Here is a 23,081-nt window from a genome sequence, read left to right on the forward strand (position 1 = left end):
CACAATAAACCAGTGCTTAGATGAAGAAAAGCCCTTAAGCTAACCAAGCGTTAATTCAAGGAGTGACACATGGTTAAGGTGATGGTAACTGGAGCAACCGGTTTATTAGGGCGTGCAGTGGTGGCTGAGCTCGAAGCTCATGCTGATTTTGAAGTATTGGCCTGTGGTTACAGTCGTGCAGTGCAAGGCATATACAGATTAGATCTGACGCACTGTTCTCAAGTGACAGCTTTTATTAAAACTCATCAACCGGATGTTATTGTTCACTGCGCTGCGGAGCGTCGTCCTGATGTTTCTGAGCAAAATCCTGCCGCCGCGTTGGCGCTTAACGCTGATGCGACGCGCTCGCTTACCCAGGCTGCTAGTCAGTCAGGTGCTTGGCTATTATACATTTCAACCGATTATGTTTTTGACGGTACTACGCCGCCTTATAATGAACATTCAGCGACTAATCCTGTGAATTTTTATGGTGACTCTAAGCGGCAAGGCGAAATGATTGTCACAGAGGCTAAGCAAGGTTTTGCTATTTTGCGTTTGCCTATTCTTTATGGCGCTGTAGAAACGCTGCCAGAATCTGCAGTGATGATATTGCTACATCAGCTGCTTGATAAAAATGAGCAGCTTGTTGATGATAGGGCTGTGCGCAGTCCGACCTCTACTGCAGACATCGCTTGCGCGATAGTGCAAATGATTCAGTTACAAACAGCTGGTGAACCTTTGTCAGGCCACTATCATTTTAGTGCTAGCGGCAGCATGAGTAAGTATCAGATGTTGTTAGCCATGGGCGATTTGCTTGGTCTAAGTACCGAGCACCTCAAACCCGTGACCAGCCCCACAGATAGTGCAAAACGCCCCCATGATTGCAGCTTAAGTTGTGAGAGACTTGCCAGTTTATCGATTCAAAGCAACGTAATGTTTAACTCTGGAATTGAAAAAGCGCTGCAGCAGTCACCAGCGGCAATGGCTTTGCTCAAAAAATAAAAGAACAGTGATTAATGATAAATTCAAAATTAAAGAATCCTTTTAGCAGCTTATTTAATAGTAATTTCGGTGCCACAGATCAGTTAGCCTTGCTGCGCATTGCTGGATTGTTATTAAAGCTGGGACTGACGTTTTTTGCTGCAGAAACCTTTGGACTGTCGTTAAGCAGTCCTGTTTTGTATTGGGGCATGTGCCTCGAGGCTATGTATTTAGCATTCACGTTTAGGTTGCGTGAGCCCATTGCCCGTACCGAGTCTGGGTTATTTATAGTGTTACTACTAGACACTATTTTTTGGATCTCCTGGCTCTATTTTACCGGCGGTGCTACTAATGCGTTTATCTCATTGTTGTTGTTGCCGATTGCAATCGCTGCAATCACACTGCCTAAGTGGGCTCCATGGTCATTGACATTATTGTCGACTGTCGCCTATAGCTTGATGATCTTCTCAGTGCCTGAGAGCCAGATGAAGCATCACGGTATGGACATGAGCTCTCATTATTTGGGGATGTGGTTTAACTTCCTCATATCTTCATTGGTACTGACGACCAGTGTGGCCTACATTGCACAACGCATGCGCAAACAAGATGTTGAGCTAAGCTTTATGCGAGAAGCTCAGTTGCGGCAGGAGAAATTGCTCGCTCTTGGCACCGCTTCGGCTCAAATGGCGCATCAGCTGGCGACTCCACTGGCGAGTCTGCGCTTGCTGGTTGATGAAGTTGTAGAGGAGACTCCTGCACAAGATAGCAACCTTAAGCCCATTTTGTCCGAGATGGACAGTGCCCTGCTGCGCTGTGAGCAAACTTTGCATTCACTGCGTACAGCAACTGAGTCTATTCGAGAGCAAAAACAAACAGTACTTAGTGCTAATCAGCTACTGAATACCTTAAAGCAGCAAGTGCTGTTGCTGATGCCGCAAGTGAAGTTGGAGCTAACACTAATGGACGAATCTAATGCAGATTCTCACATGGGTATTGTTACTGATGCTAGTTTGTTGCCAGCATTGATGTCACTAGTGGAAAACGCGGCGAGCGCAAGCTTGGCTGAAATTGGAGAGGAGCGAGTGAATGTGTCTGCATTGGTCGCTAACCAAGGCCATCGACTGAGCATTTTAGTGAAAGATCATGGTGTTGGCATTCCTAAAAAAATGCATGCTCAGCTGGGACAAGAGTTAATTGAAAGCGAACAAGGCATGGGCATGGCACTGCTATTAAGTCATGCCAGTTTTGAGCGCTTGGGAGGGAGGTTATTATTGGCTGGTCTTCCTGAAGGAGGCACTGTTGCTGAAGTGAGTTTTCCAATGCAGAAAAGCGTAGGGGCAACGACATGAACCGATTACTTATTATTGAGGATGATGTTGCATTGGCAGCAATATTAACCAGGCGTATGAGCAAGCAGGGATTTGAGTGTCAGCAGTGTCACGATGCCAGTCAAGGTTTGTTGCTAGCACGTCAATTTAAACCGACTCATGTGCTACTCGACATGAAGTTGGAGCAAGAAAATGGTCTTAAGCTTATCTCTCCATTACGGCAATTACTGCCAAATGTCATTATGGTGCTATTAACGGGTTATGCCAGCATTGCCACTGCAGTTGAGGCGATTCGCCTTGGCGCAGACAACTATTTGGCAAAACCTGTCGATACTCAAACTTTACTGAATGCACTTTCTGTCACTCCAGTTGATACCGTTGTCGAGGCTTTGCAGGAGGAGCCATTGTCAGCTAAAAGGCTTGAGTGGGAACATATTCAGCAAGTGTTAACAGCTAATAGTGGCAACGTTTCTGCGACGGCTCGGCAGTTAGGTATGCATCGGCGCACACTGCAGCGAAAATTACTTAAAAAGCCAGTGGTGGATCATCGTTAAGCTCTAGTTCAGCTCCAATTGCTTGCTCTGTACTTTGTGTTGTACTTTGTATTGTAGTTTTCACAGTTTTTAATTCTGTAAAGTCCGGGCTTTATCATGCTCGTAATGAATTATGCTAATAGTGCCTGTCATATTGGACAAACCTATTGCGATATCGCTATGCTGAAGCAAGATAGTCGGTAACAATAATTATGATGACTCATCTGGATGTGGAGTAGCCTATGACCAAAAATGCAGTTTTTAATACTGATTCTTTTTTACTTGAAGATCCAAATGAACTTATCTCAACTGACAAATGGCAAAAAACAGTCAATTTGTTAGCCAAGCTTTTTGACGCTCCCGCCAGCTTTTTAGTGCAATATACCCAGAAAGGCTTTCAGATCACTATCGCCAGTGAGCAAGAGACTAATCCTTATCCCGCGGGTATTATTATTGAGCCCGAAGTTAATATTTTTTGCCGTCGTATCGTTGAAACACGTCAACAACTGTATGTGAGCAATGCACTGTTAGATAGCTGTTGGGACAGTAACCCCGAAGTCTATAATGATGGTTTTAGATCTTACTTAGGTGTTCCAGTATTTTGGCCTAGCGGTGAGCCGTTTGGCACCTTCTGCGTCATGGATTTTAAAGAAACTGATTACCAAGCGACCTACCTTGAATTGATTCGTCATCTTAGAGATATTTTAGAATCGGATCTGTCTTTAATCGGCGCTTATGCCGAAATGCAGAGGTTGGCAATCACCGATCCTCTTTCTGGGGTAAACAATCGTCGCGGCTTTAATATTCTCGCAGAACAACGCATTAAGTTAGCTCAAAGAACAGAGAGCCAACTTGGGCTTTTATATTTAGATGTTGATAACTTTAAAGCGATAAATGATGAGCATGGTCATGGTGTTGGTGATGATGTGATCACCCTAATAGGCATGGTTTTAACTCAGTCAGTACGCCAGTCAGACGTGGTTGGTCGTGTTGGTGGAGATGAGTTTGTAGCGTTAGTGATGTATGACGTTAAAGAGGAGCTTGCTAGCGTAAAACATCGAATTGCAGCTGCATTTTGTTCTCATCATCAGCTTGAGCGGCTACCGGTATTTACTGTCTCGATTGGTATTACAGACGCTAGCCCTTCAGCTTCTATCGCTGAACTTTTGGATCTAGCAGATAGAGATATGCTGCAAAGAAAGCGTAAAGTGACCGATTAAAAAATCCCCGAGACAGAGGAGTCAGCTCGGGGCAAAGATGGGCGCAGTGGAGTGCTCCCTGTTAATAACTCTGTTTGACTTTAAAAGCGGTATTCTCCTGTAACCCAAGCATTTAGTCCCGTTCCTGGCATGCGTTGACCAGGTGCCAGATCGCCTGCCATCACTCGGTTATAAGCGGCTAAATGGTCTTCATATTCCGTATCAAATAGATTGTCTACGCCGACTTTGACTAACCAGTTATCGGCATCAAAGCCGACAGAGATGTTGACTAAAGCGTAGCCAGCAGAAGTTTGCTCTAATTGAGATTCGGAGACATCGTCTTGAGCTGAGACTGCCAATGTTTCTATGCGAGCAGTCCAATTATTACGCTGGTAATTAACACCAACATTTACTTTTGGCGGACTTATCCTATAGAGATTATCGTCAATGTCTCTGCGTTCGCCTTTGACGTAGCTGGCATTCATATCGACTAACCAGTTTGAACTGATCTGATAACTGGCCGTGAGGTCCATACCGTAGAGCTGTGCATCGACATTAGCAAACTGCATAGGGTTGTCGTCACCCATCATTTTCGCCGCCATAATCACAGCGGGATCGGTTGCCGAAATACCTTGAATATAGTCATCAATACGTTGGAAAAAGATGCGTGGATTAAAGCTAAAGTTATCAGTTTGAAACTCACTGCCGAGCTCAATTTGATAGGCAGTTTCTAGGTCAAGATCCATCTGGCCTACATAGGTGCGCCCATCCGCTAAACCGCCAGTAGACTGCATCGGCACCCATAAATAACGCTGTTGATAACTAGCGCTATCTTGCTTTCTCGCCAGCCCTACAATCCAGCTTAACTGCTCGGTTTGTGTATAACGGCCATTTATGACCAGATCGAGTCCTGTTTGTGATTGCGACCTGTCGGCATTGTTATATCGATCCATTAATACCTTTATTGCTGGCATAGAGCCTGCCATTGAATGATTCACTTCATCAGCATCGGTTTGATAATGCTTAACTCGAGCACCTAACTCCAATTGCCATTGGTTAATATCCTGCTGCCATTGGGCAAAAGCACTATAAGTGTTATCGATAACAGCATTGAAATTATCAACTTCGAACATAGGTTTTGTCGGATCGCTAATCACTGAGTTATGTTCACTCAATTGGCTATCTAAGCCAAACAGCCAACTATTTTTACCGAAACTAAATGCGGCATCGTAGCTCTGGCTTTCTGCGTTGTTATAGCGGGCATTCATGGTTGGCATTTTCATGCGTTCGCTAAAGTTATCCATTCCATGTCTGGCATCGCTATATGCCAGGTGCCAATTCAACTCCCAATCATTGATGTCATGGTTGCCCTCTAGTTTGACTCGATCTGTTTTGATGAAGTCGATATCCATTGGCAGTGCAGGAGTGCCTGCATTCGTGGTTTCTAAATGTTGATATCCGATGGCGATGGAGTCATTAGCGCTAGCGTCACCGAGGCGATAGCGGTATTGGCCGCCAAACATGTTCTTGTCATAAGTGGTGGGTGAGATGGTTTGAGCGCCACCGGTAGTGACATTCTCATTGCCGTTGAGTATATCTGCATAGACCAAGACAGCATGTTGGTCATTGGCAAAATTGCCTTTGGCACCAACATGGCTTCGCTGGCCATTGTCTTGGTATTGGGCAGCGACTTTGCCGCTGACTTCATCGAAACTCGCTTGAGATTCAATCACCTGCACGCTACCACCAACAGTGTTAGTTCCTGCGGATACCGGCGCAATACCGCGGGTCATCTCTAAACGCTCGGTTAGAATTAAACTGGCATAACTGAGAGGGGTATCCATGGCATTGGGACCCGCGCTTGATAGAGTCATGCCGTTGACTTGGGTGTTAACCCTATCGCCGTATAAGCCACGATATTGGGCGATACCTGTAAGAGGTCCGTTGCCATTGACTGACGCACCAGGAAGATTGTTAAGCAAGCCACTGATGTCTGTTTGAGGTGTAGCGGCCTCAGGGGTCACCGCACTGTAGCTGCCTTGGTGTTGTCCGGTGACTTCAATGACTTCAAAGCCGGCATCATCGGCGAACGAGTGTAACGGAAATAGCGCAGTAATGATGGAAAGTGAAACGAAAGATAAATGCAACTTCATAATAATGTTGTTATTTTGTTTTGTGTGCTGCAGATGGTGTCAGGATGGTTTATGACTGGCAAAGCTAAATCGGTAATCTGCGACACCATGTCGCAGGTAAGTGGTTAAAGTTGCCCCATTGCAACACATTAATTTAGATTAGAGCTGAGTTGCTCCCATAGTGGATCTAGGTATGCTAGTTAATGTGTAGAGCGACAAAGTCAGCTTTCTAAATAGTTTTGCTAGTCCGCTGCTTCTAGTGCTTCGCTTATTTAGTTCAAAAAAGCTTATATGGATATCAATTAAAGGGAATATTTAGCATGTTGAAACAAGTTTTATTGGGATTAATGTTTGCAGCGACCTCTGTCAGTGCCGCCAGCTCGAAAGATTTGATCAAATCGACACACTCATGGAACGGCAATAAGCTACCCGCTTATGCGTTAACTCAGCCGGAAGTCACAATCAAAGAGATAGTGATAGCCCCCGGTGAAAAGCTACCTTGGCACCAGCATCCAGTCATCAATGCTGGGATTCTGTTGAGCGGTGAACTAGTGGTACAAACTCGCGAAGGCAAAAAGTTACATCTCAAAGCTGGAGATACACTTATTGAACTGGTCAATACCTCTCATACCGGACAAAATATCAGTAACGAACCCGCTAAAATTGTGGTTTTTTATCTGGCTGAACAGGGTGAGAAAGTGACCATATTGGATCATGAACACAAGGATTAACCATGAAGTTGTTGCAACAGTTTTGGCTATCAATCGTGTTGTTAGTTTTAGCGCTACTGGCATCGATTAGCTATCAAGTTATCGGTATATCAATTGATAGCAATGGCTTGTTGAACGAACCATTTGGATTAATCCCAGTAGCATGGCTTTGTCTGTTTTCAGCTATCTTTTCTGCGGCAGTGACCTTGCTCCGTCATAGCAAGCCAATGTAATAGCCTACTATTAACTCGTTTTAACTAGGACACGGATATTGTTCGAGATAACTTTGTGATTTTTGTTTGAGAAAATCGATAGCACTGCGGACTTTATGGCTTGGGTAATCTGATTGCAGGTACACCAATTGTAAAGGGATCTGCTCTGCGAGTTGATCGGCAAAAAGTACCACCAGTTCGCCTTGATTGACCTCTTTGGCAACATCAAACCAACTCTTATAAGCAATGCCCTGGCCTGCAAGGGTCCAATCTTTTATTACTGCACCATCGTTGCAGCTTTTATTGGCGATTACCGCAACTTCATACTGTTTACTCTTGTGGCTAAAGCGCCATTTTTGCCATGGCTCAACGCCTCTGTTGAGTACCAGTACTTGGTGTTGTGACAACTCTCTTGGATGAGTTGGCTGGCCATGTATTTTTAAATACTCAGGAGAAGCAACCGCGACTCTAGGCATCATCGCCAATTGACGGCGCATTAAGTTGGAGTCCTCCAGTTGACCATAGCGCAATGCCAAATGGACATTCTGGCCAATAAGATCAGTCATTTGATCAGCGAAATAGAGAGTGATTTTTAACTGTGGCGCTAAATGACAAAACTCATCGAGCCATTTACGCACAATATTACGGCCCAGATCTGACGGCAGTGAAATCCTCAATTCTCCTTTTAATTCACCACGATTATCAGCTAATGCATTATTAGCACCCTCAAGCAATTGAATGGCTTTACGACCTGACTCAATAAAAAGTTGTCCCTCTTCGGTAAGAGTCATTTTCCGTGTCGAGCGGGCAAATAGCACGCAATCTAATTTCTTTTCTAAACGCTGCAGTGCGGCGCTCGCGGCAGCGGGAGTCATGGCTAGTTCACGCCCTGCAGCTGAAACGCTGTGAAGATCGGCAATGCGAATAGCTAATTTAAGATCGTTAAGGTGATACATATCAAATATTTTTTGAAAATGATTTTAATATTAGCTCAATTATCAAAATAAGTTAACAGGTCTACACTGCTTAGCATCATTTGAATACTGAGATTACTGATTTTGGCAATCACATTTAATCACCTTAATTTACTCACCACTAAAAATAGCGATGCTATTCATTTGCTAACAGAAGTGTTGGGGTTAACCGATGGTAGTCGCCCGAGGTTTCCCTTCAAGGGACAATGGTTATATCAAGGTGATGAAGCCTTAATCCATATTATTGAGTCTGACGAGCCCCAGTGCAGCATTGGTCATGTCGCTTTCGATACAGATATGAACTTAGAGGTATTAACCCAAAAGTTACAGCGCAGTGGCATCAAATACAATGTTCGGCAGGTACCTGATAGCAAGGTTATACAGGTTTTCATCCGTGCCGATGAGGTGATATTCGAATTGATCACTATGGACACTTCAAGTCAGCAGAATTTCGACGTTTTTAGCCAACATCAGGAGCTATTATGAGCCTTTTTACCCCTTATCAAAAACCACAGCTATCACTAAGTAATCGTATGGTGATGGCACCAATGACGCGTTCAAGAACGACTCAACCGGGTAACATCCCTAATGAGATGATGGCCACTTATTATGCTCAAAGAGCATCAACGGGGCTAATTATCAGCGAAGCGACACAGATCTCTGATGATAGCCAAGGCTATTCATTTACCCCAGGTGTGTATACTCCTGAGCAAATAGCAGGTTGGCAAAAAGTAACGGCTGCAGTGCACAATGCTGGCGGCACAATATTCAACCAGTTATGGCATGTTGGTCGTGTGTCTCACCCGGTGTTTCAAGCTGGTTCTGCACCTATGGCACCATCAGCTATTAAACCTACTGACACCCAAGTTTGGGTAGTGGATGAAGCCAACCCAGAAGGACAGATGGTTGACTGCCCGATGCCAAGAGAGATGGAGCAAGTGGATATTGACCGCGTGGTGGCTGATTTTGCGCAAGCGGCTAAAAATTCGATTGATGCAGGCTTTGACGGAGTTGAGATCCATGGTGGTAATGGTTACTTGGTAGACCAGTATTTACGTACCAACTCCAACCATAGAACAGATGAATACGGTGGTTCGCCACTAAAACGGATTCAGTTTTTATTAGAGATTGTTAATGCAGTAAGTCGCAAAATAGGCTCTGATAAAATCGGTGTTAGACTCGCACCATTTGTGACCTTTAAAGATATGGCTTGCCCTGAGATTGTTGATACGATTTTGCTAGCAGCAGAATATCTAGGTCAGCAGGGGATTGCTTATATCCATCTTTCTGAAGCGGATTGGGATGATGCACCACAGATCCCTGAGGATTTTCGCATTAAATTAAGACAGGTGTTCAGTGGCACCATTATTGTTGCTGGGCGTTATGATGTTGAGCGTGCCAGTGCTGTTATTGACAAAGGTTATGCCGACCTCGTTGCCTTTGGTCGCTCATTTATTGCCAATCCCGATCTGCCATATCGATTGCAGCATGACTTACCACTGGCCGATTTTGATAAAGGTCCACTGTTTGGTGGGGGAGCGGAAGGCTATATCGATTACCCTGCTTTAGTTGGTTAAAGCAACAAAGGTGAACTTTTGTAGGACATAACTTTTTGCTGAAAACTAAAAAGGACGCCTATGCGTCCTTTTTACAATAGGTTACCGATTATCAATGCTTAAGATCAGAGTAGAGGTGCCATTGGCGCCTACCCATCTCTAGTAACACTCCTACAGCAAGGCCAGCAGCGGTATTCACAATCAGACAGATAGCAGCAGTTGATAGGATCACAAAAATACAGAAAGGTTTACCATCAATAAAACGCTTAGACCAAGCCAATTGCGTACCTGCAATGGCGAGTAAGCTGCCCAATACCGCCAATGGGATCAACGATAATATACCGGCAATGCCTTGCCCCCAAAACGCAGCAATGAGTAAACAGCTGGTTCCAAAGATAGTTGGTGCTAACCAAGTACGGGCGCCAAAGTGATACTGCACTGCAAGACCACCAGCGCCGTGGCACATAGCTGTAGCGCCAAAAGGTGCAAGTAATAAGTTTGCCCAGCCTGAGCTGGTGGCGAAGCGCTCAGGTGCAAACTTTGCTTTCGCATCCTGTGGGAATTTATCTTTAGCCATTGCAGAGGTGGCGATCACCGCATTGGTTAACGTGAGTGCCAGTTGAGGCAGCACCAGTAAACCTGCTGCTGAGCTCCATTCATCCATACTTGGCCAGCTAAACTGCCAAGCGCTATAACTCGATAGGTTAAAGCTCGGTGCTGTGCCACTATTGAGCTGCCATACAATGCCCAAGGTAATCACTAAAGGCATAGCTAAATATCGCAGAGGAAAAAACTTACTGCCAAATAGTAGGGCAAAGGCGATAAGCCCAATAAGCCAAGTTTGGCTCATCATTTGACCGCCCATCCATATCAGTTGAATGCCAATGGCGAGTTGAATACCAATACTGATAGCGGGAGAAAGTTGTTTTGCCATCCATTTTATGGCGCCACTGTATGCCAGTATGAGCAAGATTATGCCCATCATCATACCGCTAGCTTGTAACATGCCAGGGGTTAACCCCTGTGCAATTACGAGCGCAGTAATGACCTTCATTGGCTGAACTGGAATAGGGCGACGATAGAAAAATGCGGTAAACAGCGCAAACAAACCAAAGCCCATGAAAATCCCTTGTGGGGAGAAATGGTTGAGGGCGATAAGCCCAAGCGCTAAAGGTAGAAAGGTGCCTAAATCGGCGAAGGCGCCACTAAACTCTCCTGAATATTGGTTTACACTATCAAATCGGTTGGTCTTACATGTCATATAGCTTGCCGTGGGAAAAATACCCTCTATGCATCGCAAGTTTGATGCCAGAAATTGTAGCCTAAGCTTGCCGTAAAAACTGATTGAGTAAGCTATCTTCCAAGTTGGGTGAGACAAGTTGACACATCTCGATAGAAACTATGGTCATTAGGTCTAATATTTGAGCTTGCTAAAGTAGCTTGTCGATGGCGTGAATTTAGCTGTTCATTGAACAAAGCAGTGAAATTTATCACTGCTTTGTGGGTTTAATCGCGGTTCAGTTTTAGCTAGGCTAAAGTTGATTGTGCATATCGTTTAACGCTTGGTGCAGTAGGTCGTCATCGTTTGCTTGGTCGACCGCTTGATGTTCAATTGCATCATCAAGAACAGTTAAATCATCATGATGTAAGCCATGTTTATCGTCATCATCGAGTGGACTCTCGAACGCATCGACGTGATTGGTGTCTAGCATGTCAGCATCGGGTGCAGTACTGGTAAGCTCTTGCACATTAGGTAGCTCATTCATGGCAGAGCTATCTGTTTTGGCTGTCAGATCTTGCTGGCTCATACCCACCATCTGTAAGTAGTGATCGATGGGGGCACTTGCTGCAGCTGCAGTCACTGGTGTTGGTGATAGTGGCTGTGACGTCGGTTCTGTCTCTGCTTCAACTTGAGCAGTTGCATCATCAGATGATTGTGTGTCTTGCCCTGCGCTATCTGGCTCGGTGCGAACCGCGGCATCATCAACCACTATATCGTTTAAGTCTATGCTGACCTCAGCAATGGCATCACTTTGGGGCACATCATGGGCATCTGCCGCGGGAGGAGGTGGTGGCGGTGCAGGGTGACTAAAGGTTGGAGTCACCGTCATATCGAGCACTTCTGAACCTAATGTCAGCTTACCACTATGGCCTGGTCCACGGCTTAATATGCTCACTTGAACATGCATGATGACATCATCATGATGTGAGCCCTGTAACGCGACTTCAAATCTATCCTCATGCACGCCAACATTTTGCGCCGAACCATGAGGACCAGTATGAGTATTAGCATGTTCTTGATAGTTCAATTGTCCCGTTTTGGGATTTATGGTCAGTGTGCCCCATTGGCTGGTATAGCTAGTTTGATAGTGGCCATTAACCAGTATTTTCCAGCCTTGCTGAGCCGCAGGTACAGGGGTTTGTGTCGGTATTAAGGTCGGAATCCCCAAAGAGGCGCCAATATGGTGGCTGCCAGGTGGGGCGGTAACCACGATAGGCTCAGGGATAGCGCTTGCTGCAATATTGAGGGCAGAACTAACGTTGCCGTGCTCATCGGTCATGATGGCTTTGACAATTGAATTTGGCGCCACTTCAAGGTCGATACCATGGGCTAAACTATTGGCATCAAGTACATGGTCAACGCCATTGATACTGAGGTGCTCGCCGACTTGGGCGTCAGCTGCAGCATGCACTGTTGCGGTCACTGTTCCTGCGTGACCTTGAGCTATTTCGGCTTTACTGTATGCGTTGTCACTGCCTGGGCTTTCAAAGGTAATGGTTGGCATACCGACTTGTGTGTCGCTGCTATAGTGCATCACTTGTGAAGCACTCGCTGGGTTACCTGCACTGTCAGTGGTTACAACACTCGCTGTTATCGATGAGCTCGATGCTAGTTCCGTGCCTGCGATGTTGACGTTAAAGTGGCCACTGGCATCAACAGTTGCGCTATAGCTATGTTGCCCGACAACAAAGTTGACGATATCGCCTTGGTGGGCATCGCCACTAACTTGACCTGTCACGCTGATATCCGCGCCACTCTCTTGCGCGTTAATAATATTATCGCTAGTGATGGGATCAAGCTTGATAGTTGCGCTGGCTTGAGTATCAATTTGAATATCAACGACTGATGATACCGCTGGTAATATTGATGATGGTGCTAGGGCTTTGGCTGACAGATTATGAAGCCCTTCAGCTAAGCTCGATAAGGTCGCGTTATAGTCGCCGCTGGCATTAGATAGCGCATGACCCACCGGAGTATTTCCGTCATAAATTGTGACCGTTGAGAACGGAATATCAGTATGACCAGTAACGGTTGGTGTGGTGTCATTGGTTAAGTCATCATGATTGCTACTACCTGAGTCGCTATTGGCGCTTAGATCGATACTGATATGGTTGCAGGGTGGAGTTGCAACACTATGCCCAGTCGGCAGCATGTTGCTAACTAAAGGTTGGTTAGTAACACTGCTACTGATGACAAGGGTACCTGCTGTTGTGCTGCTCACCGTGGCCTCGGCACTAAAGCTGATATATTTGCTCGCAACGCCGCCATGGTGATCGCTTACTTGGACTTTAAATACGTCAACACCGCTATAGGTTGAAGTCGCAGAGTTGTAGTTCATCTGTGCGACAGAGTTGTTTTGGGTATAGATATAAGCGCCGCTGTCAGGGTCAATAGACAGGCTACCAAACTGGCCAGTTAGCTGCGGCGCTGAGAAGCTAAGCGTGTCACCGGTATCTACGTCAGTCGCTACTAAATGGCCTTGAGTGTGACTGGTTTGATTGATACTAAGGAGCGGTTGGTCATTGACTGCAGTCACCGTTAGCACTGCTGTATGGGCTGCTGAGTCTTGATGACCGTCGCTGGCAAGGTAACTGAAATGTGCATCACCATTAAAATTTGCCGCCGGTTTGAAAATTAGTTGATCAATAACGTTAGCATCGATAGCTTGCCCTTGTGTTACTGCATGACCATTTAACCATAATGAGCCAGTAGCCGGATCGGGTAGCTGATTAATGCTTAAATGATCAAATGCATCACTATCGCTATCTTGATAGCCAAAACTTGCTGCACTAAATTGAAAATCAGTATCTTCAGCAGTACTGACTGTTAATGTTTGTACCCTTGGCTGGTGGTTGGCACTGATATGGATATCCAGTTTATGCTGGCTATCGTCTTGATAGTCACCATGGGTATCAACAACACGATAGATAAACCCCGGCGCATCGCCACTAAAGCTTGGTTCGGGTGTAAAGGTATAGTCACCATTACTGGCTATAGTGATATGACCAACACCTTTGATGTTGGCATCTTGCCCAGAGTGAACGGTCACATAGTGGTGCGTGGTTGGATCTTTAAACTGTAGATCTTGTAATACTAACTGCGCACCGTCATCTACGTCGGTAGCACCTTGCAGTAAGTTACCCGTTACAGGTCCACTAAATTGCGCTGAATTGGCATTAAAGCCATGGATTATGGGGTTATCACTGGTACCGACTATAACGACTTCCGCTTGTTGACTCGAATGATGAGCAGAGCTACCTGCACCTTCTTGCAGCTGGTAGTTAACCCAAATCTTGTGTTGAGCACCATTGGCGAGGTGATCATATGCAGCATTCGCCGGATCGACTTCAAGGGTATGTCCGTCAGCAGCAAGGCTAAACCCCGCTGGAATTTGACTGCTAAAGTTGACGCCATCGGTAGAGTATTGCAGCTGGCTAATACTGTTACCTTGAATACCAGCGAAGAGATCTAGGCCTTGCGTCGCTCCTGCTTCTTGCAGTTGCAAACTTGGGGTATCGCTGTGGCCATTGATGGTAATTGCTATGGTTTGGCTAGCAGTACCATCGGGTGAAGTCACCGTTATAGTGTCTGTTAATTGCTGCCCAGCGTTCAACATATTAACCAGGGGCGAAGCGTTATTAAGTGCATAATGCCAACTGCCATCTTGATCGACAGTGAGCTGACCATATTGACCGGATATTTGAGTATTGCTGGCAAATTTATCTTCGCCAGCATCGGGATCTACCAAGGTCAACTGGCCTGATATTACGCTGGTGGCCGAATCTTCCGTAATTGAAGCGCTAGTGTTTGATTGTGTCTGTCCATCAATGGTAGCAGCATCATTGACTGGGCTAATGTGTAGCGTGTTGCTTGCTTTAGCTGAATCTAAATGGCCGTCGTTAACGGTGTAAGAGAAATCTACATCCCCATTAAAGTTATGCGTTGGCACAAACTGTAGTTTGCTTATATCGCCTGCAGCAATCACCTGATTGGCGCTAATAGCGTGGCCATCCAGCATAAATTTACCCTGCAGCGGGTCGGGGAAGTCCGTTATGGAAACTGAATGTAGCGTATCTTTGTTATCGACATCAGTGAAACCAAACTGACTGGCCTGCATTTGATAGCTGATATCTTCACTGCCGTCAGCTAGTGTGTGAACACTAATGGCAGGAGCATCGTTAGTACCGACCACATCAACGGTAATGTTATGGGTATCGCCGCCTCTTGAGCGCACTTGGTAAGTGACTTGTACTGTTTCGCCTTCAGCAAGATGATTTAAGTTGGCATTAGGTACCGAGTAGGTCCAATCGCCCGCACGGCCGATACTTAAATGACCATGCAAGGGATCGCTAACGGCATGCACATTTCTGCTTGCAACAAACTCGCTTTCATTAGCATCAGGGTCAGTGACATTGAGTACTCCTGACACTGCCACACTCTGGTCTGCATCTCCTTGAACATGTCGATCTTCTTTAATCGCGCCGCTGTCAGTATGGCTGAATGTCGCGGCATCACCTACCGCTGCAAGGGTAGTTGTAGCACCTGTATGAGTGACGCCACCATGAGCATCTTTCACGTCATAGCTGAAATGCACTTGGCCGTTGTAGTCTTTTTCTGGGGTAAAGCTGAAACTGCCATCGGAATTAATAGCAATAGAGCCATGATCAGGGTGTAGATTTTCAATCGTGAGTAAGCCGATATCATTGCTATCAACATCAACGGTATTGGTAAGTAACTGCGCTACGGTAATCGTTTGGTGGGTATCTTCAGTTCCAGCATTTAGCTGTACTTCTGATGAGCAGTAAGGACGGTCATTATCGCCATGGATAGTGATCACAATGTCATGATTAGTACCGTCCGCTGACGTGATTGTGACAGTATCGGTTAAGTTTTGCCCCTGACCGAGTTTATCAATTGCTCTGCCCGTTGAATCTTGGCCTATTGATGCGTAATAGCTCCAATCGCCATTGGTTTGTAATATTATCTGGCCATAATTACCTTGATAAATACCCGTTTGAGCGTGGTCTTCACCGCTATCAGCATCGTTGGTATTAAGGTGGCCGTCGGTATGGATTTTATCATTCCAAAGCTTGCCAATATTGCCATGCTGATGATCGGGCGAGCGATCCCCCACTGAACCATTAGTGGCTGTTCCATCGGCAGCAGTAAAACTATGCCCTTCATGCACATCGCCAGTGCTATCACCGCTAAATGTTGCGGCATCTTGTGAGGCTGTTAAGGTCAGCCCAGCCTGAGTATGGGTGATACCACCATGCGCATCTTTGATGTCATAGTTAAATTGCACAGCACCGTTATAGTCTTTTTCCGGCACGAAGCTGAATGTTCCATCTTTATTATCGATAACCGTTCCATGATCAGCCACTAAATTGGCAACATCCAATTGACCGATATCGTTATGATCAACATCAGTCGTATTCGCCAGTAGTTCAGACTTACTTAATTGAATATCTGTATCTTCAATGCCGGGGGCAAGTTTAACGGCGGCAGAAACCATTGGTGCATCGTTGGTGCCGTGAACTGTGACGGTAAGTAATTGACTGGCGGTGCCATCGAGAGAATGGACAGTGTGGGTCTCAGTGAACGATTCACCAGCGCCTAGCTTTTGTACTTCATCGATGGAATTATCAATGGTGTAGTTCCAGCCTCCATCAGCGCTGATTTTGAACTGGCCGTGGTGTGCAGTATTGATAGTTTCTGCTTGCAGATAAGATTGGTCGTGGTCTGGATCTACCACCTGTAAACGCCCGCCAGCATAGAGATTGGTCGCACTAGCAGGTACAAAATTTTCTTCCGTTATATGTTGTGAGGCAGGTAACATATTCGGCATCGACACATGGATTTGCGCATTACTATCTTCGCCGGTCACGTTGACCATAATGGTCAGTGTTTGACCGTCACTGGTTTTTATCTCATAAGGAAATTGTTTCGACTCGCCAGCGTGCAAGCCCGCGACGAGATCATCAGCGTGACGATTTAATGCGCCTTGTAATCTAAATTGGTAAGAACCATCAGGCCAAACAGTTAGATCTCCTGGGGCATACCCTTGTCCGATGTATTGCCCACTAAATACAAACTGGGTGTTGTCGCCAGTGTCGGGGTCCACTAACTGTAACTTGCCACCATAGCCGTGTTGCGCGCTATCAAGCGCTTGTGTTTCAGTCATCTGAATAACGTTAGCTGCAAGCGTGGCTTTATCATCTGCGCCGACCATAGTGATGGTAGCGACAGCGGACGTTTGCCCACCATGATTATCATCAATCATGTAATGCACCACGATATCGGCTTTCTCACCAACGCCGAGGTGCTGAAATACTTGGGCATGACTATCAATGATAAGCGAATGGCCATCGCTGGCTACAGTTACACCTTGCGGCAGTGCTCCGCTGCTGCCTTCAAATGAAGCCTGTATCTGGCTAATCGATAACGCATCGCCATCAACATCGGTGGCACCCCCGAGTAAGTTAATTGCATGGTGGCTATCAGTATCTTCAGTTATAGAATCGACGACTGGTATGTTATCAGGATTATCATTAACCGCAGCTAGCGTGGTAGATGCACCTGTATGAGTGATGCCTCCATGCCCATCTTTAACGTCATAGCTGAAATGCACTTGGCCGTTGTAGTCTTTTTCAGGGGTAAAGCTGAAACTGCCATCGGAATTAATGGCAATAGAGCCATGATCGGGCTGTAGATTTTCAATCGTGAGTAAGCCGATATCATTGCTATCAACATCAACAGTATTGGTAAGTAACTGCGCTACGGTAATCGTCTGGCGAGTGTCTTCTGTGCCAGCATTTAGCTGTACTTCTGACGAGCAATAAGGACGGTCATTACTACCATGAATAGTGATAACGATATCGTGTGGAGTGCCATCTTTACTGTGGATGGTTATCGTGTCGGTTAGCTTTTCACCCTCGCCAAGTTTATCAATGGTAGTGCCGCGTGATGTCGGTCTACCACCAATATGGCTGACATGACCTAAGTCTGCATGATAATGCCAGCTGCCGTCTCTGTTTAAAATTAAGTCGCCATAGCTGCCATGATAGTTGTAACCACTGGAATGACTACCGCCAAATTCGAGTTCGTCTTTATCGGGATCGATTATCGTAAGCTGCCCATCAGCCGACAATACTCGATTTCCTAGCGTCGCCATGCCAGGCTGAGCATAATCAGGCGACATGTTTTGTCCGGCTTTTACTTCAAAAATATCACCGCTATCTACCCCAGCAATCACGGCGGCATTATTGACCCCAGTAATGCTAATTGTAAGGTTTTGGGTTGAGCTGGCATTATTTTCATCGGTTACTTTAACTGGGATTGTTAGGGTTTTACTGATACCAGAGGCCAACGATTGATAGCTGGAATTACTGGGGTCGAAACTATAGCTTCCGTCTGAGTTAAATATCAATCCATCAACTGTGGGAGTTGAGTAATGCAGTATTGCACCAGTATCAATATCTTGACCAAGCATTTGCCCGTGTAAGAGGGCGCCGCCTTCAATAACCGTATGGGATTGGGCTGCGATAGTCGGTTGGTCATTGGTTCCGCGTACGGTCAGTTCAATGGTGTGGGTGGTACCATCCGCTGAGCGAATGATAACTGAGTCTTGTTTAACTTCACCTTCTGCAAGGTTTTGAATATTGCGATTGTCCAAGGTGTAGGTGTAATGACCATCTTGCATCAGCAATACGTGGCCACCTAATTTGGTGTCATAGCCGATGCCTTGATATGTTTGCGGGCCAATATTGGGATCAAATTGAGCTTCACCTGTATCAGGATCTTGGATATTGAGTTGACCGTCATAATGCAATTGATAGTGGGTATCGATATAGCCACGATCTTCTGTGACGCCGCGTAAGTTAGGGTCAGTTTGAGCATCAGTAATCACGGCATTATCTGGAGATGCTGCTAGGTTGAATCTAGCTTGGGTATTTACGCTGCCACCGTGTCCATCTACCACGTTATAAGTTAAGCGAACTTCACCGTTATAGTCTTTATCAGGAGTGAAGCTATAACTGCCATCATTGTTGTCGATGAGATGACCATGGCTTGCTTGTAATTGGTTGACTTGCAGAGTATCGGTAGCATCAACATCGGTTGCATGAATGAGTAAGTCAGCGGCTTTTATAGTCACAGTTTTGTCTTCTGTACCTGCAGCTAGTTGTGCCCAGGAAGAGACAACTGGCTTGTCATTGCTGCCTGTGACATCAACAGTAATTCTGTGTGGTACAGCAGCACCAGAAGAGTCAGTTGCTGTTACCCAGAACGATTCATGTGGCTGTTGACCTGCAGCTAATTTATCTGCCGCGCTGCCAGTTGAGTTATCTAATTGATAACTCCAGTTGCCGTGCTGATCAATTGATAAGTCGCCAAATTTTCCTTGAGGCTGTCCAATCGTCCATGTAATAACATCTGTTGAATCAAGATCTGTCACAGTGAGTGTGCCGGAAGCATTTGCTGTCCCGGTAACATTTTCACCTTGCTCGATAACGCTTGCCGAGGATATCCCGGAAACAACAGGTAAATCATTGGTGCCATCGATACGGATAATTAAGTTTTGCGGTGCACTTTGGCCGCCATTGTTATCGGTAGCGGTAACTGGAATGATCAGCGTTTGATGCTCACCAATCGCTAAATGATTAAAGCTCGGATCGGTGGGATCCAGTGTGTAGCTGCCGTCTTGATTGAGTACAAAGCCTGCGTGGCTGAAGCTGGTGGCGAAGGTCGCGCTGTCGCCATGATCGAGATCGGTGGCGGCGATCTGCCCGCTGATCTTAGCTGAACCTTCATCAACTGTCTTGGAGCTGATATGGCTAACCACTGGATTATCATTGGTGCCGTCGATCTTGATGATTAAGTTTTGCGGTGCACTTTGGCCGCCATTGTTATCGGTAGCAGTCACTGAAATGATCAGCGTTTGATGCTCACCGACAGCCAAGTGATTAAAGCTCGGATCGGTGGGATCGAGTGTGTAGCTGCCGTCTTGATTGAGTACAAAGCCTGCGTGGCTGAAGCTGGTGGCGAAGGTCGCGCTGTCGCCATGATCGAGATCGGTGGCGGCGATCTGCCCGCTGATCTTAGCTGAACCTTCATCAACTGTCTTGGAGCTGATATGGCTAACCACAGGATTATCGTTAGTGCCGTCGATCTTGATAATTAAGTTTTGCGGTGCACTTTGACCACCATTGTTATCGGTAGCGGTCACCGGAATGACCAAGGTTTGATGCTCACCTACCGCTAAGTGGTTGAAGCTCGGATCGGTGGGATCGAGTGTATAACTACCATCTTGATTGAGGATAAAACCTGCGTGACTGAAGCTAGTCGTAAAGGTCGCGCTGTCGCCATGATCGAGATCGGTGGCAGTGATCTGACCGGTAATTGGTTTACCGCCTTCATCAACTGTCTTGGAGCTAATATGGCTAACCACTGGATTATCATTAGTGCCGGTGATGGTGATACTTATTGTTTGCTCAGTGCCATCGATACTATGAACAAGCAAAGTATCGGTAATAGGCTCTCCGGTTTTGAGTCCCTGTATCTGGGCACTCGAATTGTTGGCGGTATAAGTCCAATGGCCGGTGTTATCGATACTCAGCTGGCCATATTGGCCTTGCAATGAATCGGCGGTGAACTGGTTTTCACTACTATCTAAATCAGTCACTGTGAGCTGGCCATCGGCGCGTAACATGTCACCGCTGGCTAAGTTTTTATCTTCGGTCAAGCTGGCAGTCGAGGTACCAGCTATCACCGCTTTATCGTCAGTACCATTAATGGTGATAGTGATTTTCTGCTCGGTGCCGTCTACCGAATGCACCAATAGCGTGTCGGTAACGGTTTCACCCGTTTTTAAGCCCTGAACTTGGGTACTGGAATTGTTGGCGGTATAAGTCCAATGGCCGGTGTTATCGATACTCAGCTGGCCATATTGGCCTTGCAACGAATTGGCGGTGAACTGGTTTTCACCACTATCTAAATCGGTCACTGTGAGCTGGCCATCGGCGCGTAACATGCCACCGCTGGCTAAGTTTTTATCTTCGGTCAAGCTGGCAGTCGAGGTACCAGCGATCACCGCTTTATCGTCAGTACCATTAATGGTGATCGTGACTTTCTGCTCAGTGCCGTCTACCGAATGCACTAATAGCGTGTCGGTAACAGTTTCGCCCGTTTTTAAGCCCTGAATCTGAACGCTAGCGTTGTTAGCGCTATAATTCCAATGGCCAAGGTTGTTGATGGAAAAGGTACCGTATTGGCCTTGAATACTTTCAGCCTTAAAGATACTTTCTCCTCTGTCTAGATCGACAACAGTTAAGTTGCCATCAACAGATAAGGTATTTTGATGGACATGTTTATCTTCAGTGATCTCTGCTTGTATCAAATCTTGTGGGGTCGGTGAGCCACTACTTGACCCCCGTGCAGAATTTAAAGCTGAATTTATTGATAATGCATTATTTATAAGTGCTTTATCATCAGTGCCATTAATGGTGATAGTAACCTTTTGCTCTGTGCCGTCTACCGAATGTACCAGTAAAGTATCGGTAACTGTTTCACCGGTTTTTAAGCCCTGAATTTGGGCACTAGCGTTGTTGGTGGTATAAACCCAATGACCGTGTTCATCAATGCCAAATTGACCGTATTGCCCAGAGTAGTTATCTGCTATGAATTGACTTTGGCCTGCATCGGGGTCAGTAATGGTTAACTGGCCTTCGGTTCTCAATTGTTCGCCATTCGGGCTTACTGATACATTGAGATCTTCTGTAATTGTTCCTGTAGATGTACCGCCAATTTGTGCTAACTCATTACTACCAGTAACTTGAATTGTTACTTGCTGAGCAACTGGCTGACCTGAGCTATCTGTGGCTATTACTGTAAAGGTTTCTGTTGCTATCTGACCTTGATTAAGCGCTTGTGTTGAGGGGTTTTGATTGTTGAGTTGATATTGCCAAGTGCCAGTATCGGGATCTACGGTTAGCTCGCCTAGTTGACCTTGCCCATTAGCAATTGACCAGCTGACGTTGTCACCATTATCGGGATCGGTTGCAATCAAACTGCCTGAAGCGCTATCTATCGCACCGTTTTCATTGAGTGCTGCATGGTGTACTCCTGAAATGCTAGGCAGATCGTTGCTACCTTCAACTTCAACGGCAATTGTTGTCTGAACGTGGTTTCCTTCGGCGTCTGTTGCGGTGACTATAAACTGTTCTGTGTGATGCTCATTTTCTGCTAATGCATTTGTTGTCTGGGCTGTGTTATTGAGTTGGTAATGCCACTGTCCACTTATTGGATCGATATTGAGTGAGCCAAATTGCCCTTGTGACTGGTTAACACTCCAGTTTACTTGTGCAGAATTCTGCCCCTGAGCCTGCAAAGTACCTGCAACAGTATCAGTACTCGAATCTTCTTTAACTTGTTGTATTTGTTGTTGACTATCAATTGATAGCGGTTTTTCATTAGTGCCAGTGCCAGTGCCAGTGCCAGTGCCAGTGCCAGTGCCAGTGCCAGTGCCAGTGCCAGTGCCAGTGCCAGTGCCAGTGCCAGTGCCAGTGCCAGTGAGATATGATGAGTGCAGTGTTAGCGGAGCTGCAATTGAGGACTTATCTGGAATAATGGCGGTTAAAGCAACAGTAAAGTGTGGTTGATTATGCTCATTCGGGCTGAATGTAAGTGGCTTGGTGATGCTGCTTAGGCCTATAGGAACGCCTGCGCTTGCGTGAAAATGCGCTCCTGAATGCAATCCCGTCGTTTCGCTGGAACCTTGCTGTAGAGTACCGGACTGTTGCGCTGTTTGAGTATTTTCTGGAGCATTTTCTGCTTGCTCTGCCTCTACAGTTTGCGCGGTTATTGCCGCTTCAGATCCTTTATCCGCTTGCTCGTTTAGTTGCTGCCCTAGCTGAGCTGTATCAGTTTTCGGTTCACTTTCACTTTCATTTTCATTGGCTATCGGAGTCGCAGTGCCCCAAGATTTATCAGCGACCAAGTCCTTATTGCCGATGACACTGGCTTTGCCACCGCTATCACGCAGCTCTTTGGCTTTTAAACGAGCAACATCTTTATCGAGTTGTTTCGCTTTTTGTTTGGCTTGCTGATCTCGCTGCTTTTTTTCAGCTTCAATCGCTTTTGGTGTATTGGGCTTAGGTGTTGATTTTTTATCGTCCGGACTCATTATCTACTTCCTCT

Annotated in this window: 12 protein-coding genes; 8 read left to right on the forward strand and 4 right to left on the reverse strand. The window is 46.0% G+C overall.

Annotated features, from left to right (window positions below; genetic code table 11):
• The first annotated feature begins 69 nt into the window (after positions 1 to 69).
• The 4 genes from K5R16_RS00690 (at position 70) to K5R16_RS00705 (ending at position 4,041) form a co-directional block, all read left to right on the forward strand.
• Positions 70 to 981: an SDR family oxidoreductase gene (locus K5R16_RS00690; RefSeq protein WP_220735624.1), complete on the forward strand. Its 912-nt coding sequence runs from the start codon at positions 70 to 72 to the stop codon at positions 979 to 981.
• A gap of 14 nt (positions 982 to 995) precedes the next feature.
• The gene (locus K5R16_RS00695) at positions 996 to 2,309 is read left to right on the forward strand and encodes a sensor histidine kinase KdpD (RefSeq protein WP_220735625.1); all 1,314 of its coding nucleotides are present in this window, start codon (positions 996 to 998) and stop codon (positions 2,307 to 2,309) included.
• Positions 2,306 to 2,842, forward strand: coding sequence for a response regulator transcription factor (locus tag K5R16_RS00700; protein ID WP_220735626.1), 537 nt, complete (start codon positions 2,306 to 2,308; stop codon positions 2,840 to 2,842). Before K5R16_RS00695 ends, K5R16_RS00700 begins: the two co-directional genes overlap by 4 nt.
• Before the next feature lie 221 nt (positions 2,843 to 3,063).
• Positions 3,064 to 4,041, forward strand: a complete 978-nt coding sequence (locus tag K5R16_RS00705; protein ID WP_220735627.1) for a sensor domain-containing diguanylate cyclase — start codon at positions 3,064 to 3,066, stop codon at positions 4,039 to 4,041.
• Between the two features lie 80 nt (positions 4,042 to 4,121).
• On the opposite strand, the gene K5R16_RS00710 is transcribed toward K5R16_RS00705, so the two are convergent.
• Entirely contained in the window at positions 4,122 to 6,173 is a 2,052-nt protein-coding gene (locus K5R16_RS00710; RefSeq protein WP_220735628.1) for a TonB-dependent siderophore receptor, read from the reverse strand.
• 299 nt (positions 6,174 to 6,472) lie between these two features.
• Here K5R16_RS00710 and K5R16_RS00715 point away from each other — a divergent pair, with 299 nt between their 5' ends.
• Positions 6,473 to 6,883 (forward strand): cupin domain-containing protein, encoded by a 411-nt coding sequence (locus K5R16_RS00715; protein WP_220735629.1) that lies wholly within the window; start codon positions 6,473 to 6,475, stop codon positions 6,881 to 6,883.
• 2 nt (positions 6,884 to 6,885) lie between these two features.
• Positions 6,886 to 7,095, forward strand: a complete 210-nt coding sequence (locus K5R16_RS00720) for a DUF3955 domain-containing protein (RefSeq protein ID WP_220735630.1) — start codon at positions 6,886 to 6,888, stop codon at positions 7,093 to 7,095.
• A 20-nt stretch (positions 7,096 to 7,115) separates the two neighbouring features.
• On the opposite strand, the gene K5R16_RS00725 is transcribed toward K5R16_RS00720, so the two are convergent.
• Positions 7,116 to 8,030 (reverse strand): LysR family transcriptional regulator, encoded by a 915-nt coding sequence (locus K5R16_RS00725; RefSeq protein ID WP_220735631.1) that lies wholly within the window; start codon positions 8,028 to 8,030, stop codon positions 7,116 to 7,118.
• Between the two features lie 102 nt (positions 8,031 to 8,132).
• Between K5R16_RS00725 and K5R16_RS00730 the strand changes: the two genes are divergently transcribed.
• Positions 8,133 to 8,534 (forward strand): hypothetical protein, encoded by a 402-nt coding sequence (locus tag K5R16_RS00730; protein ID WP_220735632.1) that lies wholly within the window; start codon positions 8,133 to 8,135, stop codon positions 8,532 to 8,534.
• On the forward strand, positions 8,531 to 9,625 hold the full coding sequence (locus K5R16_RS00735) for an alkene reductase (protein ID WP_220735633.1): 1,095 nt from the start codon (positions 8,531 to 8,533) through the stop codon (positions 9,623 to 9,625). Before K5R16_RS00730 ends, K5R16_RS00735 begins: the two co-directional genes overlap by 4 nt.
• 91 nt (positions 9,626 to 9,716) lie before the next feature.
• Here K5R16_RS00735 and K5R16_RS00740 read toward each other — a convergent pair whose 3' ends face one another.
• Positions 9,717 to 10,865, reverse strand: a complete 1,149-nt coding sequence (locus K5R16_RS00740) for a putative sulfate/molybdate transporter (protein ID WP_220735634.1) — start codon at positions 10,863 to 10,865, stop codon at positions 9,717 to 9,719.
• Between the two features lie 271 nt (positions 10,866 to 11,136).
• Positions 11,137 to 23,067: a VCBS domain-containing protein gene (locus K5R16_RS00745; RefSeq protein WP_220735635.1), complete on the reverse strand. Its 11,931-nt coding sequence runs from the start codon at positions 23,065 to 23,067 to the stop codon at positions 11,137 to 11,139.
• Positions 23,068 to 23,081 lie beyond the last annotated feature (14 nt).

The organism is Shewanella sp. c952, assembly GCF_019654975.1.
Classification (GTDB): domain Bacteria; phylum Pseudomonadota; class Gammaproteobacteria; order Enterobacterales; family Shewanellaceae; genus Shewanella.